16 protein-coding genes are annotated in these 17,393 nt (G+C 42.7%); 14 read left to right on the top strand and 2 right to left on the bottom strand.

The features are described from left to right. The 7 genes from OCV88_RS15205 (at position 1) to OCV88_RS15175 (ending at position 6,720) form a co-directional block, all read left to right on the top strand. A complete protein-coding gene (locus OCV88_RS15205; protein WP_158426295.1) occupies positions 1-1,017 on the top strand; it encodes a sugar ABC transporter substrate-binding protein in 1,017 nt (338 codons plus the stop codon). 82 nt (positions 1,018-1,099) lie between these two features. Beyond that, a complete protein-coding gene (locus OCV88_RS15200; protein ID WP_158426294.1) occupies positions 1,100-2,110 on the top strand; it encodes an ABC transporter permease in 1,011 nt (336 codons plus the stop codon). A 5-nt stretch (positions 2,111-2,115) separates the two neighbouring features. Further along, positions 2,116-3,843: a CocE/NonD family hydrolase gene (locus OCV88_RS15195; protein WP_158426293.1), complete on the top strand. Its 1,728-nt coding sequence runs from the start codon at positions 2,116-2,118 to the stop codon at positions 3,841-3,843. A 22-nt stretch (positions 3,844-3,865) separates the two neighbouring features. After that, positions 3,866-4,282 carry a C-glycoside deglycosidase beta subunit domain-containing protein gene (locus OCV88_RS15190; protein WP_158426292.1) on the top strand — a complete coding sequence of 139 codons (417 nt, stop codon included), beginning with the start codon at positions 3,866-3,868 and terminating at the stop codon, positions 4,280-4,282. Between the two features lie 14 nt (positions 4,283-4,296). Continuing rightward, positions 4,297-5,265 carry a sugar phosphate isomerase/epimerase family protein gene (locus tag OCV88_RS15185; protein ID WP_158426291.1) on the top strand — a complete coding sequence of 323 codons (969 nt, stop codon included), beginning with the start codon at positions 4,297-4,299 and terminating at the stop codon, positions 5,263-5,265. A gap of 60 nt (positions 5,266-5,325) precedes the next feature. Next, the gene (locus OCV88_RS15180) at positions 5,326-5,805 is read left to right on the top strand and encodes a VOC family protein (RefSeq protein ID WP_158426290.1); all 480 of its coding nucleotides are present in this window, start codon (positions 5,326-5,328) and stop codon (positions 5,803-5,805) included. A gap of 15 nt (positions 5,806-5,820) precedes the next feature. Then, entirely contained in the window at positions 5,821-6,720 is a 900-nt protein-coding gene (locus OCV88_RS15175; RefSeq protein ID WP_158426289.1) for a DAPG hydrolase family protein, read from the top strand. Between the two features lie 152 nt (positions 6,721-6,872). On the opposite strand, the gene OCV88_RS15170 is transcribed toward OCV88_RS15175, so the two are convergent. Beyond that, on the bottom strand, positions 6,873-7,883 hold the full coding sequence (locus tag OCV88_RS15170) for a LacI family DNA-binding transcriptional regulator (protein WP_262591465.1): 1,011 nt from the start codon (positions 7,881-7,883) through the stop codon (positions 6,873-6,875). Positions 7,884-8,148: 265 nt separating this feature from the next. On the opposite strand from OCV88_RS15170, the gene OCV88_RS15165 reads away from it, so the two are divergent. From OCV88_RS15165 to OCV88_RS15140, 6 genes are all read left to right on the top strand, one after another. Next, entirely contained in the window at positions 8,149-8,820 is a 672-nt protein-coding gene (locus OCV88_RS15165; RefSeq protein ID WP_158426287.1) for a nuclear transport factor 2 family protein, read from the top strand. Beyond that, the gene (locus tag OCV88_RS15160; protein WP_158426286.1) at positions 8,817-9,788 is read left to right on the top strand and encodes a sugar phosphate isomerase/epimerase family protein; all 972 of its coding nucleotides are present in this window, start codon (positions 8,817-8,819) and stop codon (positions 9,786-9,788) included. The genes OCV88_RS15165 and OCV88_RS15160 overlap by 4 nt, the downstream gene beginning before the upstream one ends. 16 nt (positions 9,789-9,804) lie before the next feature. Continuing rightward, positions 9,805-10,737, top strand: coding sequence for a sugar phosphate isomerase/epimerase family protein (locus tag OCV88_RS15155; protein WP_262591464.1), 933 nt, complete (start codon positions 9,805-9,807; stop codon positions 10,735-10,737). 30 nt (positions 10,738-10,767) lie between these two features. Then, entirely contained in the window at positions 10,768-11,532 is a 765-nt protein-coding gene (locus tag OCV88_RS15150; RefSeq protein ID WP_158426284.1) for a TIM barrel protein, read from the top strand. Positions 11,533-11,600: 68 nt separating this feature from the next. Then, positions 11,601-12,590, top strand: coding sequence for a sugar phosphate isomerase/epimerase family protein (locus tag OCV88_RS15145; RefSeq protein WP_158426283.1), 990 nt, complete (start codon positions 11,601-11,603; stop codon positions 12,588-12,590). Positions 12,591-12,618: 28 nt separating this feature from the next. Further along, positions 12,619-13,776 carry a Gfo/Idh/MocA family protein gene (locus OCV88_RS15140; protein WP_158426282.1) on the top strand — a complete coding sequence of 386 codons (1,158 nt, stop codon included), beginning with the start codon at positions 12,619-12,621 and terminating at the stop codon, positions 13,774-13,776. A gap of 100 nt (positions 13,777-13,876) precedes the next feature. On the opposite strand, the gene htpG is transcribed toward OCV88_RS15140, so the two are convergent. Continuing rightward, entirely contained in the window at positions 13,877-15,937 is a 2,061-nt protein-coding gene (gene htpG, locus OCV88_RS15135) for a molecular chaperone HtpG (RefSeq protein WP_158426281.1), read from the bottom strand. 260 nt (positions 15,938-16,197) lie between these two features. Between htpG and OCV88_RS15130 the strand changes: the two genes are divergently transcribed. Beyond that, positions 16,198-17,376, top strand: coding sequence for an aldo/keto reductase (locus OCV88_RS15130; protein WP_158426280.1), 1,179 nt, complete (start codon positions 16,198-16,200; stop codon positions 17,374-17,376). Positions 17,377-17,393 lie beyond the last annotated feature (17 nt).

The raw sequence follows: 17,393 nt of genomic DNA, 5'->3' as shown, positions 1-17,393 counted from the left end.
ATGAAGAAGGTATTAAAGAAATTATTGTGTGTGGGACTGGCGGCAGTATTGATTTTATCTATGGCAGCCTGTGGGAAACAGGAAGGCGGCAATGGTTCGTCGAAAGAAGGCGGGGCCGGAAAAGAAGCCCTCACCATTGGTTTTGCTTTTCGTTCTCTGGATGAGGCTATGACCGGATGGTGGGAAAAAACAGAAGAACTAATTGAAGCCTATAATAAAGATGACAGCAATCCGTATACCATTGAGTATTTCTTTACCAATGCTAATCTGGATGTGGATACACAGTTATCCGACGTTGACAGCCTGATTGCCAGAAATCCGGATGTTATCTGCATACAGGCAGTGGATTCTGACGGCTCTGTTCCGGCTTTTGAAGCCTGTACATCAGCTGAAATTCCTGTGATTGATTTCGGATTTGGCATTAATTATGAAGACTATACCGCAAGCCTGCTTACTATTGATCATTATGGAGCTGGTGTGGCACAGGCAGACTGGCTGAAAAAGTATCTGGATGAGAATAAGGATGTTACTTTAAATGTTGGTTATATTAACGGCGCCCAGGGTGTGAAACAGATGACAGAGCGCTACGAAGGACTTTGTACATTATTTGAGGATGAAGCTTATAAAGACCGGGCAAAGTTACTGGAAATGCAGTATTGCAATTTTTCTGCGGATACAGCGCTGTCTCAGATGGAAGACTGGATGCAGACATATCCGGAAATGAACTGTGTAGTCAGCGCAAATGATGAAATGGTAATGGGGGCTATGCAGGCATGTGCATCAGCCAATGTAAAAATGGTATCTCTTGGCATGGATGCCACACAGACAGGACTTCAGGGAATCAAAGACGGGCTGGAATCAGCAACCATCGGATTTGATTTTGATATTATTGCCGAGAATGGCCTGAATCTGGCAATTGCCGTTGCTTCTGACAAAACATTTGAGAAAACAACTGATATATCAAAAGAAGTAACTTATATTGTGGACAGCAGCAATATTGATGAGTATGTAAAATAAATGCAAAAATCAGTTTGTATTGCGGGATGATGTTTACAGCGGCAGGAATCCTGTCGCTGTAACTGTATAGGAGTATAAAAGAATGACAGATACAAAAAGTACATTTTCACAGAAAATAAATATTGTCTGGCGGGCATTGGTTGGAGATTATAAATGTATTTTAATCTTTCTGGGAATTTTTATTGTATTAAGCTGCGTTTCCGATGCGTTTTTAACCACAAGAAATCTCACAAATGTTCTGCGGCAGATCTGTGCGTCTACTACACTTGGAATCGGATTTACACTGGTAGTGGCCAGTGGAAGCATTGATTTGTCAGTAGGTACTATGGTTGGCATGATAGGAACTTTCGCGGCTCTTTTAGCTACAAAAACAGCCATGCCGGCGGTTTTCATTGTAGTGCTTGCACTTGGAATCGGACTTTTAGCCGGGCTTTTAAATGGTCTGCTGATCAGCAAAGTGGGACTGCCGTTTTTTATCGCCACAATTGCTACTATGTCTATTTTCGAGGGAGTCAATTATCTGGCCTGCAACAATTCTTCGGTAACCGGGATTCCGGAATGGTTTAAATCCATTGGACAGGGTCATGCGGGACCGATACCGGTGCCGGTGATTATGATGCTGGTTATGGTAGCCTTTGGAACCCTTCTGATTAAAAAGACAACCTTTGGCAGAAATGCCCTTGCCATTGGAGGGAATAAAGAAGCCGCCAGGGTCTGCGGCGTAAACACCAAACGGGTGGAAATGGGAGTTTTTATTTTTATGGGAATCTGCGCGGCTGTAACAGCGCTGATTCTCACAGGAAGAGCCGCTTCCGCCCAGACTTCCGCCGGACAGGGCATGGAAATGGATGCCATTGCAGCTGTAGTTATTGGCGGCACCCCGCTTTCCGGGGGGAAGGGAAGCATGGTTGGAACCTTTGTGGGATGTCTGATTGTAGGATGTATCAATAACGGCCTGAATCTTTTAAATGTAGATTCCAACTGGCAGCTGATTGCAAAAGGACTTCTGATTATCATCGCTGTATTTATAGATGTCCAGAGTTCTCATATCAGAAATAAAATGCTGAAAAATAAAGCGCAGAAGGTGAAATAATTTTCATGATTAGAAAACGGAAATATGTAAAAAAGCAATTTGGAAAAGAGCAGATAGAGGTGATTTTTGATCCTCATCAGGTTTATCCTAAGGAACAGCATCCGGGGGTAAAGCGGGAGACTGTATTCTTAAAAAAAGGAAGCCGTATTACGAAGGAATCAAAGCCTCTTGCCTGCGATATGATACTGGAAAAGGATCTCCCTGTGGAATTAAGAGACGGAACAGTGATATTCACTGATGTAATCCGGCCCGCCGGTAAAGAAGCGGTTCCGGCGGTTGTAGCATACAGCCCCTATGGAAAACATGTGCACAGTCTGCATCTGCCCTGGGGCGTGCCCGATGGAGCTCTTTCCGGGCTGCAAAAGCAGGAGGGGCCAGATCCGGGTTTCTGGGTGCCGGCCGGGTATGCGGTAGTACAGCCTGACGCCAGAGGGACTTATTACAGCGGCGGGGATAATGTTTCCTTTGGCACGGCTGAGGCGTTAGACGGATATGACATTATAGAATGGGCAGCCAAGCAGCCCTGGTGCAGCGGAAAAGTTGGAATGTCCGGAAACTCTTATCTTGCAGTTGCGCAGTTTCTGACAGCCTCTGTGAGACCTCCCCATTTAGCGGCCATTGCACCCTGGGAAGGATTTAATGATGTGTACCGGCAGACCAGTATGTGCGGCGGAATTCCCAATTTTGGATTTCAGCAGCGGATTGACCGGGAAAAAGAAGGCTTTACCTATTATGAAAACATGGCGGCCATGTCAGAGAAATATCCTCTGATGAATGCATATTGGGAGGATAAGCGGATCAGGCTGGAAGACATTACCGTACCGGCATATATTGTGGGAAGCTATATCAGCAAGTTTCATACCTATGGAACTCTGGAAGCCTTTGAGCGGATTGGTTCTTCTGCTAAATGGCTGAGGATACATAATACCCATGAATGGTCTGATTTGTATGAATATCAGGAAGATCTGAAACTCTTTTTTGACTGCTATCTGAAATCCATAGATAACAAGTGGATTAAAACGCCGCCGGTTCGTTTAAGCGTATTAAATCCGGGGGGAAAGGATATTGTCAATCGTCCGGAAGAAAAGTTTCCACTGCCGGATACAGAATATAAAAAGATATATCTGGACAATGAGAAGCACTGTCTTACAGAGGAAAAGCCTGTATCAGAAACAAAGCAGGGATACAGAAGTGATAATCGAAAAGATCAGCTGGTATTTTCTATGACTATGGATGCAACAACAGAAACAACAGGATATTTTGCCGCTCATCTCTGGGTGGAAACAGAGTCGGCCCATGATCTGGATTTGTTTGTTTACGTGCTGAAAGCAGATGCGCATGATAACCTGATGCCTCCGGTTGTGTACGGGGCTCCCTTCAGCGGATTTGAAGGCTCTCCCCAGTACACGCCCTGCGGAAGACTGCGGGCATCCTTAAGGGAAACAGACGCAGAGCTTTCAACGGAAAGCAAGCCGTATTTAACCTTTCGCCACACTGAAAAATTAGTGCCGGGCCGGCCGGTGAGAGTAGATATTCCTCTCTGGCCTGTGGGGATGATTTACGAAAAGGGCCAGAAAATGCAGTGCATAATTTCTGGTTATGAGATAAATAAAGAGGAATGGCCGGATCTTGAACCGGCGGCCAGTGTAAATCGTGGAAAGGCATTTATTTACACAGGCGGAGATAAGGCTTCTTATCTCACTGTTCCATGGGTTCCGGGAAGGAAATCGTGATAGAAAAAAAGGAGGAGATATTATGGATTTTACAGCCTTTAGCGAATATATGATCTGTAACGAAGACATGCAGTATTACGGCACAGAAGATCAGAAACTGGGGTATGAAATGAAGCTGACCTTTCCTACCTACCGGGGAAGCTTTCTGTGCAATGTAGAAAAACTGCGGGTGTTTTTGGATGGAGCTGAAATTCCGGAAAGCTGGTTAAGGATTCTGGTAAACGGAACCTGGTACCGGATGGAGGAGGTTTCGTATGCATATAAGGAATACTGGTTTACCGGGGATAAGGCGGTTTTAAGGGTGCTGACAGAAGCCCCCCCAAAGGCAGGGGAGTATCAGGTCCGGGTAGAAATGACCTATAAAGTACCTTATACAGGATACTTTGGAAACTATATGGTAAATACCAGGGATTGTGTAAGGCGGCTGGCGCTGAGATAAGGAGGTGTAACAAAATGAGTCAGAAAATTAAGATCGGAGCGTGTCTTTACAGTTATGCAAAATTGTTTTTTACAAAGGAAAAAAATATGGATGCGCTGATCAAAGAGGCAAAAGATAATGGTTTTACCGGGGTTACTGTGGTAGCGTCGCAGTTTGCCAGAGGATATCCGGATATTCCGGATGAATGGCTGTCTGCCCTCCGGGACAGTATGAAAAAATATGAGATGGATCCGGTGAGCTGGGAGGCCTATATTGATATGGGAATGCGCCATGACCGGGACTTGAATCGGGAAGAAATTATTGAATTTACCAGAAACGATATTGTTTATGCCAAAAAGGCCGGGTTTTCCTGTGTAAAGACCCAGCAGTCCATCTCCCCGGAAATCTTTGCCAAAATGCAGCCCTTCTGTAAGAAGATGGGGGTAAAGCTTGCCATTGAAATTCATTTTCCACACAATATTCATCTCCCCCTCTGGCAGAACTATCTGGAGATTATGAAATCATCAGAAGGCTGGCTTGGAATCGTGCCGGATATGAGTATCTTTCAGAGGTATCCCCATCCACTGCATATTGAACAGGCGGTGAACGATAAAGAATGCCGGCGGGAAAAAATAGAACAGATTCTGGCGCGGTGGGATCTGAAACTTAAGATGGATACGGTAAAGGACCTGGAATTAAATGAGAGGGAAAACATGTATGCGGAAGAATTTTATGAGAAAAACGGCTGTCCGTCAGACCCCGAAGATCTCCTTAAGATGCTCCCATACGCTCATATGATTCATGGAAAGTTTTATTATCTGGGGGAGGATAAAAAAGACAGCTGTATCCCTCAGGATGTACTGATGAAATATATTAAGGAATCGGGATACGAAGGATATATTGCGGCAGAATACGAAGGACACCATTTCAGTATTAAAGAAGATGAAAGAGTGCAGATGACAAGATACCGGGAGATGGTTCAGGGGCTGCTGGAGGAAAGCTGATGACAGAACAGAAAATTGGCAGCATTTTATGCCTGGAGGAAGGGAAAGGAAGTAAAAACAATGAAATTATTTAAAAGTCTGTTTCATGTCAGCCTTTTTTGCAATGATGTGAAAAAATCAATAGAGTTTTATGAAAAGCTGGGATTTGAAGTGTTGTTTTACCTACAGGAAAAGGAAGGGGATGAGCCCTGGGATTATTACATTAAAGTTGCACATGGACAATACATAGAACTGCAGCCTGTAAAAGGAGATAATCCACATCCTCATCCGGATACGGCCGCATATTATGACAATCAGACCGCATGGCATTTTGCACTGGAAACAGAGGATATGGCGCAGATGATACAGGTTTTAAATGAAAGGGGCATCGAGGTGGTAAAATCTCCGGAGCCGGATGCAGAGCGGGTATATTCCATAGATGACATTTTTCTAAGTGGTGACGGATGTTATGTGTGCTGGATTGTGGATCCGGACGGTACGCCCATTGAGCTGATGGAGCAGGTGGGGGAGACAAAGCAGAGAATGTATGATCCTGCATAAATAGAAGGAGAACATATGGGTACAGAATTCAGGAAAGATGTAGTAACTTTAATTCCAAGGGCCAGCCATCCAGCCAGAAAATTTGGAGAACTGTCTTTTGCGGAGATACAAAAGCTGACAACCAGACTCACAGAAGAAGAAAAGCAGTCCCCCTATGCGGATCTGTATGAGCAGGAAAATGCCCTTAGCAAGGAGCAGGAAAGAGTGATTGAAGGACCTCCTATGAATAGGGCAGATGCCTTTGAACCGGAGGATTACGGCATATTTATGAACCGTCCCGGGCACTGTCAGGCAGAAAACGGATATTGTATTCTTGAGAGCGGGATTGCATATTCAGCTGTGCTGATACGCCAGCCAGGGCGTACCAATGAAAAAATGGAAGCCTATAATCGGGAATTTGCTGTGGAGGGGGCGCTGGCATATAAGATCTGGTGTCCGGGCTCTCATTATTATCATTACAGTGACGGGGCTGTGGAGGATTTTGGATATGGCCTGCTGAATATGAAAAATATGCTGGATGAAGAAAATTACTGCAATGGTATTGATATTACGAAATTGGGAATCTGTCTGGAGGATGTGGAGAACAATGATCCGGACTGTCTGTGGATAGGGGGAAATTACTGGAAAAATTATCCGATTCTTGCAAATGGTATTTCTGATCAGCCCATTGATATGATTATTGTAAATTATTTAAGAAAGACGGAATATGGAAGAGAGTTAAGGATTCGTATGTTTGGCGGGGCTGCCATTGAGAATGGGAGAATTGTCCGCACGAAAATGCCTGAAATGTTTGACAAACTGGAGTGTGCAAGACTGCATATGAAGCATCTTATGATGGAATACGGCAATGAAGCAAGACTCGTCAATCAGTTCTGGGAGCGGAGAAAGAAATCTCTGCACAGAGAAGTACAGTAAAAAGGAAGCGTTTTAAGAGCAATGTCAATAAGGGGAATTGGCGGATGCTGGCACTGATTTATACAATTACGGGGAAATCGGCTGATGAGACGATTTCCCCTTCTTTATTCATGACTATCTATTAACTGATTTCCCCATTTTTTGTTTTTCATTTACTGTGTACTCTGACGAACAAGAAATTCGTTTTTAAAGGCAAGATGTTTTGTGGGAAGATTGGGATTGTTCAGTTTTTCCACAAGCAGATTCACGGACTGAATGCCGATCTCTCTGGCGGGCTGAGCCATAGTAGTAATATTTGGAATCACCATAGATGAGATTGGCGCATTGTCAAAGCCGGTAATGGCGATATCCTGAGGAATCCTTAACTTGTGGTCCAGCGCAACTTTCATGCAGGCGGCCGCCAGCACATCGTTAATTGCGATAACAGCGTCCGGTCTTTCCTTTCGGGACAGCAGCATATCCATTTCATTTGCTGCCAGCTCAATATTAAGTGTTGGAAGATGTATCATCCATTCTTCGGGGATATCCAGGTTATTTTCATGGAGGGTATCCAGAATTCCCTGTTCTCTGTCCGTGGAAAAGCGGAAATCATCATTTAGAGACATAATGGCGAAGCTGCGTTTCCCTATGGAAAGAAGGTACTGGGTAAGCATCTGACATGCCGCGTAGTTATCATTATACAAAGTAGAGATGGCGTCGCTTTTAAATTGTGAATTAAAGGCGATGATTACCGGATATTTTACAGCAATGGATTCCATAACTTCCTGGCTTTCATAACAGTTATGCATAATCAGTCCCGCTACCGGCATGGTTTTGGCAAGAGACTGAAAGGTTTCCAGAAAATTATTTTTAATCTGCAGGTAATCAAGGATCACGATCTGATATCCTTTTGCGTAAGCTGCTTCATGCAGGCCTGTGGAAAATTCCGTTAAGATAGGACTGTCAGATTCCGCTACTAATAAAATAATAGAATTCCTGGTCTGATTCCTTAAGCTTGCGGTTGTACCGTATTCATTTTCCAGCCGTTCAATAGTAGAAAGAACCCGGTCTTTGGTTTCTGGTTTTACGATTCCTTTTCCGCTTAAAATTCTTGATACGGTTGCAATAGAAACACCGGATTCACTGGCAATTTTTGTGATAGTTATTTTATTGGATGTTTTCATAGTAACCTCAATGACTTTCGTTTTTTCTTTTATTATACACTTTATTATATAGTTTAGTGGAAAAAATGTAAATAATTTTCTTTTTTTACCATAAATAAAATTTCTTGTGTCGATATTTGTAAAGACTTTCATAATATAAAAATGCATAAAATAAGCATATATCTTATTAAATTGTAAATAAATTGATCTTTTATTGACTTTTTGTAAGAAAAATAATATAATTTATTAAGAAAATTTACAACAAATTTACATAAAGGAGGAGAGGATGGAACGAGATTTAGAAATTATCACAAGAAAAATGTGGATTATGCAGCAGTGCCGGAATCAGATGGGAAGATATCAGTTCTTTCATTCGGCTAAAATGCATCAAAAGACAGCGGAACTGTTTGCCAACAGAGATGACTGCTGGATTGAGAACAATGATTTGGGATTTTTCAGGGGCCCCGATGGAATCAGGCGTTTTTTTGTTGATTTTCACAAGAAAATGGATGGGGATGATCTGCGGGGGTCCTTTTGCCAGCATGATCTTACAACAGAAATTATGGAAGCTGCAGATGATCTGAAAACCTGCAAAGCAGTCTGGCTGTCTCCGGGGGTGGAGACCAGAAGAGATCCAAAGACCGGAAAGCTGACCTCGTACTGGTGCTGGGTAAAGTACGCAGTTGATTTTATAGAGGATTGCGGAACCTGGAAATTCTGGCATTTTACGATTTATTCAGATTTCTTTTGTGATTATTATACTGCCTGGGTAGATGTGCCTTATACCACTTCTGCTACCGATGATATGCTGGCTCCAGATGAAACAATCAGCGCAGATAAAAGCTATGTTTATACAAAAGATACAGTGCCGGTTTTGTGGCCCAAGCCCCCTGTGCCATACAAAACTTATGAGAGAAATACATTGACGGAGCGTCAGGAACAGGAGGGGGCAGTATGAAATTTGGATGCAGTCTTGAAATGGTAAATGTACTTGTCAGCGGTCCCGGAGCTTTTAACAGGCAGTCAAAAAAATTCTGGACAGATTATATCAAATATATATCAGCAGTGGGATTTCAGGGGATTGAGCTGCCTTTTTGGTGTTTTTCATCGGATGCCATGGCCTTTGAAACGGGGAGAAGCGGGATTCCCTGCAATCAGACGGCCATAAAGGAAAAGTACAGTTCCCCGGAAGGTTTTCTGGAGTTTTTAAGGGAAGCGGGAATTGAAACTGTAGTCAGCGTTCATGTCAATGCCAATGACGCCATGCTGGAGCTGGCAGCCCTGCAGGGGGATACGGATACCTATTATTCACTGTTAGAACAGCTCTGCATGGAAGGGCTGGAACACGCTTGTTCTTTAAAAGCAGAAGGGCTGATTGTTTCTCCTTCTCCGGAACTGGGATGGCTGTATCGGTATTTTGGTGATGATTTCGAAGAATTTGAGCAAAGAACCGTTGACATTTTGCAGAGGACGGCGAAATGTGCCAGAGAAAAGCAGATACTTTTTGCATGTAAAAATGAATTCTGGAGTTATTTTCATCAGGAAAAAATCAGATGGCTGACAGAACAGGCAGAAGGAATTTCTTTTTGTCCTGATCTGGCGCATTTAAAAATTGCAGGTGTGTCTGCAGCAGATATCCTGGATGAATACAGAGATAATCTGAAATTTATAAAGTTTAACGATACAGCCTTCAAAGACCTGGTGGGAAATGCTGAAAGAATCAATGCAGAGCTTCCGGTAGAGGGGGCCCAGAAAGTATTCTGTGACTGTGGAGAAGGAGATGCAGATTTAATAAAAGCTGCAGAGCAGCTGAAAAGAAATGGGTTTGACGGCTGGGTGATCTGTGAAAACAAAAATACACTGGATGTATATAAGGGGCTGTTAAAGCTTGGCTGGTTTGTGAATAACAGATTGAAAAATGTGTAGGGGGAGGTGTAGAGAAATGGAACATATAAAACTATCTTACCAGACAAATATGTGGGGACTGAAGGTTCCGTTTCCAAAGCTGAATCACTGGAAGGAATGGTATCAGGGGGATTTTGGAAACAGTGTGTATTACCTGGACTGGGATCAGATTCTTAAATACCACGTGGGCGCCGGTTTTACCGGGGTGGAGCTGATGTTTCATATGAAGCCCTACATTGAGCAGTTTTTTGAAACCGGAGAAAATTTCGCGGCTTTTGCCAGGGAACGGGGAATTGAAGAGATTACCGCCACCTTTGCCATAGCGATGGATTCCCATAGACCGGAATGCTATGAGAAAACCATGAATCATTTATTGTCCATGGCTGAATTTACGAAAAAACTGGGAGGACATCGGATGACAGTGATGCCATGCAGTGGTTATTTCGGGAACGGCCCCCTTTCAGCGGAACAGTTAAAACATGCGGCAGGTCTGATGAATGAATTTGGAAAACACTGCAGTCAGATGGATATTATTCCATGTGTACATTCGGAGTTCTGGTGTGCCATTAATAAATATGATCTGGAACGCTATATAGAGCTGCTTGATCATAAGGTGACAGGCTTTTGTCTGGATACCGCCCAGGTGGGGATTCTTGGATTTGATGTAGTGGATTTTTATGATAAGTATCATGATTTTGTGAAATTTTTTCATTTGAAAGATACGAACCGGCTGGGAGCAGAGGATGAAATGCGGTTTTGTGCAGGAGCAGAGTTTCAAGATTCCGGGGACCGGTGGTTCTGGGAGCTTGGGGCAGGAGATATTGACTTTAAAGGCCTGTGGAAGCTGTTAAAGAAGTATCGGTATGAAGGCTTTATGAGCCTTGAGACTGACGGAACACCGGATCCTATGGCAACTATGCTGCTGTCAAAATATTACATCAGCCGTGAGCTGTTTCCGATTTATCAATAACAGTTCCGGATATGGAAAGGAGAAGAGTGGGTGAGATTTTCAGTTAATCTGGATTTTGTATATGAAGGAGAAGACTATGTAAAGGCAATGTACGAAATCCGGGAAATCGGGTTTGAACAGATTGAAATCTGTTTTATGCAGAATAAAAGTCTGGATGCGTTGGTTGAGGCCCAAAAGCAGACTGGACTGGGTGTAGAACTGATGCTGTCAGATTTCATAAATCTTACGGAGGCAGAAAAAAAGAATGATTTTATAAAAGCTATGGAGGGAAAAATCAGGCAGGCATCTGCTCTGGGATGTAAAAAAATTATTGTAGCGGCAGGGGATGATATTCAGGGAATTGATCACGGGGAACAGCTTAAGAATATTGAGCGTGGATGTATCGAAATGATTCCCATGTTTGAGAAGACCGGGATGCAGATGCTGATAGAACCCATTAATAAAAAGGTAAATCATCCAAAGACCGGGCTGTGGAGTTCCAAAGAAAGCTTTGAAATGGTGAGAAGAATCAATCATCCGGCAGTCCGGGTATTGTATGATATTTATCATATGCAGGTGATGGAAGGGGATGTGACAAGAACTATTTTAAATAATCTGGATCTTATTTCCCATCTGCACTGTGCGGGAAATCCGGGCAGGAACGAGCCTTATATGGGAGAGCTTAATTATCCGGAAATTTTAAGGAGGGTTTCAGAAGGCGGGTATAACGGAGCAGTTGGAATTGAATATACCCCTGTTGTCACTCCAAGAGAAGGACTTATGAAGCTGTATGAAATGTATCAGAAATTTATGTGATCTGCAGTGAGGCAGATGCCAGAAAAAGTCTGCGGCAAATAAAAGTTCAGTGGTGAAAGGAGAGTTTCATGGGAAGAATCGTAACGTTAATGACCAGCCAGTGGGCTGATCTGGAATTAGAGGAAATGTTTCGGCTGGCCAAAGAGATGGGATATGAAGGGGTGGAGCTGGCCTGCTGGGGGAAACATCTGGATGTAAAACGGGCGGCAGAAGATGACAGCTATATTGATGAAGTAAAGAGCCTGCTGGCTCAATACGGACTGGAGTGCAGGGCCCTTGCCGCTCACATCATAGGGCAGTGTGTAGGGGATGATCATGATCCGAGATTAAATAACTTTGCGCCGGCAGAACTTGCAGACCAGCCGGACAAAATCCGGGCCTGGGCAGTTGGGACCATGAAGGCGTCGGCCCTGGCGGCTAAAAAACTGGGGTGTTCTGTTGTAACCGGTTTTACCGGTTCTCCTATTTGGAAATATTTCTATTCATTTCCTCAGACAACAGAAGAGATGATAGAAAAGGGCTACCGGGAAATTTATGATTTGTGGGCGCCTATATTAACGGAATTTCAGGAAAATGGTATAAAATTTGCTCTGGAAGTACATCCGGGAGAAATTGCATTTGATTATTATTCTACGAAACGTCTGCTGGAAATTATGCGTCCTTTTGATTGTTTCGGACTGAACTTTGATCCCAGTCATCTGATCTGGCAGGGGATAAAGCCGGAATTGTTTTTGCGGGATTTTTCGGAAAAAATTTACCATGTACATATGAAAGATGCTGCGGTAACACTGGATGGAAGAAGCGGTATTCTAGGTTCCCATATTGATTTTGGCAGTGCCAAAAGAGGATGGAATTTCAGGTCACTGGGCCATGGTGATGTGAAGTTTGAGGAGATCATCAGGGTTTTAAATGATATCGGATATGACGGCCCTTTGTCTGTGGAATGGGAAGATTCCGGTATGGACCGGGTTTACGGAGCCACTGAAGCTGCAGCTTATGTGAAAAAAATAAACTTTCCTCCCTCATCTATAGCCTTTGATGCATCTATAGCAAATTAAAGAATCATGAATGAAAAAGGAGAAGACTATGAAACGGGAAAAACTGCGGTACGGACAGGTGGGCGGAAGCCTTGGAGCTTTTATAGGAGGCGTACACAGAAGAGCAATCGCCATAGAGGAGAGGGCTGTTTTAAAAGCCGGCTGTTTTGACAGCCGCTGGGAACAGAATCAAAAAACTGGACAGTTTTACGGCCTGCAGGAAGAGCGGATCTATAAGGATTATAAAGAGATGGCAGAAAAGGAAAGCAGAAGGGAAGATAAGATTGACTTTGTCTGCATCTGTACGCCTAACTTTCTGCACTATGAGATAGCCAAAACATTTATAGAAGCCGGTATTCATGTGGTATGTGAAAAGCCGTTGTGTTTTGAAATCAGCCAGGCGGAGGAACTAAAGGAACTTGCAGAGAAACACAAAGTTTTATTTGCAGTTACTTACACATACACCGGATATGCCATGGTAAAATTTGCCCGGGAGCTTATTGGACAAGGATACATTGGAAAAGTAGTCAGCGTAAATGCGGAATATCTTCAGGACTGGCTGCTGGATGAACTAAAGGAAGAGCCGGAAGAAGCCGGGAAAAAGAACCTGAGTGTGTGGCGCATGAATCCTGAATATTCCGGGAAAAGCAATTGTGTCGGAGATATTGGAATCCATATTGAGGCTGTAGTTTCCTATATGACAGGACTGAAAACCAAAAAAGCAGCGGCAGTTTTAGATACCTTTGGAAAAGCCCTGGATTTGAATGCGGGAATCTTAGTGGAGCTGGAACATGGCGTACATGGAGTCTACCACTGTTCACAGGTGTGCTGTGGTCATTATAATGGTCTTGCGGTACGTATCTTTGGCTCAGAGGGAGCCATTGAATGGGTGCAGGAAGAGCCGGATTTGTTGAAGGTTACGAAAAAGGGAGGTCCTGTTCAGATTTATACCCGGGGAAGTAATTGTGTCACCGGCACAGCTGCAAAGAGAAGCCATCTGCCGTCAGGACATCCGGAAGGGCTTACGATGGCATTTGCAAATATTTATGCTGCCTTTCAAAATACCCTGCTGAAAAAGATCAATGGGGAAGAAATAACAGATGAGGATATGGATTTTCCGGATCTTGCTATGGGAGCAGAAGGAGTGAAATTTATACAGGCATGTCTTACCAGCAGCAATCATCATGCAGCATGGACAGAATTATAAAATATGTCTAGCTGCAAAAGGGCAAAGCCGTTTTTGGCTTTGCCCTTTGTTTGGGATACCTTTAAAATTTTCTGCCGGATCCTGGAATTATTTTTTATTATTATTTGGCCAGAAGCATCATAATCTCATTGCTTCTTTCTACAAATCTGCTCATTTCTTCCGGTGTCAGCGGATGGTTAGAGAGTTTGGCAAGATCGTAAATCTGTTCGCAGAATACGGGAACCTGCTCAGAATCGCCATGCTCTAAAATGTAGGTTACAAGAGGGTTGCTTACATTCAGGGTCAGAGTTTCATTAGAGCCGAACATAGAAGGATCCATACCGTACATATTGTACATTTTCATCATATCCTGCATACGTCTGCTCTCTTCGCTGACTGTAATCACAGAAGCAATAGAAGTATCTTTCAGTTTTTCTACCTTGACTTCCAGGTTCTCTTTGTTTAAAGCCTTTTTAAAGGTAGCAGTAAGGCTGTCTAAAGCATCTTTTAATTCTTCCTCAGAAACATCCTCTTTCAGAGCATCGGTTACATCGGCATCAATTCTCATGAATTTGTAATTCTGATTCCGCTGTTCTAACTGTGAGATAAAGGAGGTGTCGATGTTGTGATTTAAAATAACAGCATCCATACCCTGTTCTTTAAACATTTTAATGTACTGTCCCTGCTGTGCGGGGTCTGTAACATAGTAAATGGTTTCCCGGTTATCCTTTTGTTCTTCCGGATTTTCTGCTGTATCGGTATCAGCAGCATCTGCGTCTGATGTGTGATCGTTGGCTTCTTCTTTTGCCTTTAAGATTTCCGGAAGTGTGAGATATTTGTCATCAAGATTTTTGAAAAGAATGGAGTCATTCATTTTGTCACAGAACTTTTCATCTTTCAGACAGCCGAATTTAATAAACGGACTGATATCATCCCAGTATTTTTCATAATTTTCTTTATCGGTTTTACACATTCCAGTGAGCTTGTCTGCCACTTTTTTAGTAATATAATCAGAGATTTTTTTCACAAAACCGTCATTTTGAAGGGCACTTCTAGAAACATTTAGCGGCAGATCCGGGCAGTCGATCACGCCTTTTAACAGCATCAGAAATTCCGGAATCACTTCTTTAATATTATCGGCGATAAATACCTGGTTGTTGTAAAGCTTAATGGTTCCTTCGATGGAATCGTATTCCGTATTGATTTTCGGGAAGTATAAAATACCTTTCAGATTAAAGGGATAATCCATGTTTAAGTGAATCCAGAAAAGCGGTTCTTTATAATCATGAAATACGTTTCGGTAGAAGGTTTTGTATTCTTCATCGGTGCACTCGTTGGGATGTTTGGTCCACAGCGGGTGAATGTCATTTAAAGGAACCGGACGTTTGATGATCTTTGTTTTTTCCTGACGGGGGGAAACCTCAACAACTTCCTTTTCACCGTTTTCATTTTCTTTTTCTTCTGTTTTGGCTTCTTCAATAATTGTTTCTACAACGGTATCTGTTTCTTTTACTTCATCAGAAGGAATTGTTTCGTATTCCGGCGCTGCATTCTCTTTTGCAAGATAAATTTCTGTAGGCATAAAAGAGCAGTATTTTGTAATGACCTCTCTTGCCCGGTATTCGTTTGCAAATTCAAGGCAGTCTTCATTTAAAAACAGTGTGATCTCAGTACCAACAGTTTCCTTACTGCCGTCAGACATATCAAATTCAGTGCCGCCGTCGCATTCCCAGTGAACAGCCTCAGCGCCGTCTTTATAGGAAAGGGAATCAATATGAACCTCATCAGCTACCATGAAAGCAGAATAAAAGCCAAGTCCGAAATGACCGATAATCTGATCTTCATTTGCTTTATCTTTATATTTTTCCAGAAAATCAGAAGCTCCGGAAAAAGCGATCTGATTAATGTATTCTTCCACCTCATCAGCAGTCATGCCAAGTCCGTTATCAATAAATTTCAGTGTTTTTTCTTCCGGATTTACCAGCACCTGAATCTTTGGCTTATAATCTTCCGGCAGGGAATATTCCCCCATCATATCCAGTTTTTTTAGTTTTGTAATTGCATCACAGCCGTTTGAGATCAGTTCTCTGTAGAAAATATCATGATCGGAATACAGCCATTTTTTAATAATAGGAAAAATATTGTCACTGTTAATAGAAAGATTTCCATGTTTGCTGCTCATTAGTTATCACTCCTTATAAAAAATAATTTTGATTTACCTTTTGTTTTTTTACTAATAAAAACTATAATACGTCTAAAAATAAAAGTCAATAGAAAATCAGCACTCTTTTTGAATGAGTGCTAACAAAAAAGAAAATTTTATAACCAACAGACGATGAAGCTTAGAAAGAGCGTCATACATTATTCTTGCGAAACAAAGTAAAACATATTAAACTAACAGGGAACCCAAAAACATAGATCAGGGAAAATCAGGAGAATTTTATGCAGTATAGATATGATAAACATGCAGACCCGGTTTCTGTGCTGGCATACGGATGTATGCGTTTTGCAAAGAAGAATGGAAAAATAGATATTGATAAAGCGGAAGCAGAAGTCATGGAAGCAGTAAAGGGCGGTATTAATTATTTTGATACTGCATACATATACAGCGGCAGTGAGGATGCTTTAGGCGTGATTTTTGAGAGAAACCACTGCCGGGAGCAGATATATATTGCAGATAAGCTTCCACACTATCTGATTAAATCAAAAGCCGGACTTGAGAAAACCTTTCAGGAGCAGTTAAAGCGGCTGCGCACCACCTATATTGATTACTATCTGATGCATATGCTTACAGATTTAAAAACCTGGGAGAAATTAAAAGGTCTTGGAATTGAGGAGTGGATACAGGAAAAGCTGGAAAAAGGACAGATTCGGAATATTGGATTTTCCTATCACGGGAGTACAGAGAAGTTCTGTGAGCTTGTGGATGCCTATCCCTGGGATTTCTGCATGATACAGTATAATTATTTAGATGAACACAGTCAGGCCGGCAGACGGGGGCTTATGTATGCTTCAGAAAAAGGGCTTCCTGTGATGATTATGGAGCCTCTGCGGGGAGGTAAACTGGTAAATCTGCTGCCGGAAAAGGCAAAGGAGAAAATCGCACTGCATCCTTCGGGGCGGTCGGCCGCAGAGTGGGCCCTTCGGTGGCTTTTTGACCAGCCCCAGGTCACCACTGTGTTATCCGGAATGAATTCTATAGAGATGATAAAGGAAAACTTAAAGGTTGCCTCAGATGCCCGCCCGGGAAGTTTCAGTCAGGCAGATCAAGCATTTATAGAAGACATTAAAAGGGAAATTAACTCCAGCATGAAAGTGGGATGCACCGGATGCGGGTATTGTATGCCCTGTCCAAAGGGCGTGGATATTCCCATGGCATTTTCCTCCTATAATCTGATTTACAGTGAAAGCAGAACCGCAGCCAGAAAAGGATATATGCAGTGCACCATTATGCGGCATACTCCAACAAGCGCGTCTTTGTGTGTAGAATGCGGAAAGTGTGAAATTCACTGTCCCCAGGGAATTGAAATCAGAAAAGAGTTAAAGTGTGCGGCCCGGGAACTGGAGACTGTTAAATACAGAGTATTTCGGAGGATAATTCAATTATTAAAACTTTGGTAAAACCGGAGGCGGATGGC

The sequence above is a fragment of the Brotonthovivens ammoniilytica genome (assembly GCF_025566885.1).
GTDB classification, from domain to species: domain Bacteria; phylum Bacillota; class Clostridia; order Lachnospirales; family Lachnospiraceae; genus Brotonthovivens; species Brotonthovivens ammoniilytica.
This window is presented reverse-complemented; position numbering and strand designations above follow the sequence as displayed.

Coding starts and splice junctions, on each gene's coding strand:
- OCV88_RS15205 (WP_158426295.1), top strand. CDS start 1: ATGAAGAAGGTATTAAAGAAATTATTGTGTGTGGGACTGGCGGCAGTA.
- OCV88_RS15190 (WP_158426292.1), top strand. CDS start 3,866: ATGGATTTTACAGCCTTTAGCGAATATATGATCTGTAACGAAGACATG.
- OCV88_RS15175 (WP_158426289.1), top strand. CDS start 5,821: ATGGGTACAGAATTCAGGAAAGATGTAGTAACTTTAATTCCAAGGGCC.
- OCV88_RS15185 (WP_158426291.1), top strand. CDS start 4,297: ATGAGTCAGAAAATTAAGATCGGAGCGTGTCTTTACAGTTATGCAAAA.
- OCV88_RS15170 (WP_262591465.1), bottom strand. CDS start 7,883: ATGAAAACATCCAATAAAATAACTATCACAAAAATTGCCAGTGAATCC.
- OCV88_RS15165 (WP_158426287.1), top strand. CDS start 8,149: ATGGAACGAGATTTAGAAATTATCACAAGAAAAATGTGGATTATGCAG.
- OCV88_RS15140 (WP_158426282.1), top strand. CDS start 12,619: ATGAAACGGGAAAAACTGCGGTACGGACAGGTGGGCGGAAGCCTTGGA.
- OCV88_RS15160 (WP_158426286.1), top strand. CDS start 8,817: ATGAAATTTGGATGCAGTCTTGAAATGGTAAATGTACTTGTCAGCGGT.
- htpG (WP_158426281.1), bottom strand. CDS start 15,937: ATGAGCAGCAAACATGGAAATCTTTCTATTAACAGTGACAATATTTTT.
- OCV88_RS15180 (WP_158426290.1), top strand. CDS start 5,326: ATGAAATTATTTAAAAGTCTGTTTCATGTCAGCCTTTTTTGCAATGAT.
- OCV88_RS15130 (WP_158426280.1), top strand. CDS start 16,198: ATGCAGTATAGATATGATAAACATGCAGACCCGGTTTCTGTGCTGGCA.
- OCV88_RS15200 (WP_158426294.1), top strand. CDS start 1,100: ATGACAGATACAAAAAGTACATTTTCACAGAAAATAAATATTGTCTGG.
- OCV88_RS15145 (WP_158426283.1), top strand. CDS start 11,601: ATGGGAAGAATCGTAACGTTAATGACCAGCCAGTGGGCTGATCTGGAA.
- OCV88_RS15195 (WP_158426293.1), top strand. CDS start 2,116: ATGATTAGAAAACGGAAATATGTAAAAAAGCAATTTGGAAAAGAGCAG.
- OCV88_RS15155 (WP_262591464.1), top strand. CDS start 9,805: ATGGAACATATAAAACTATCTTACCAGACAAATATGTGGGGACTGAAG.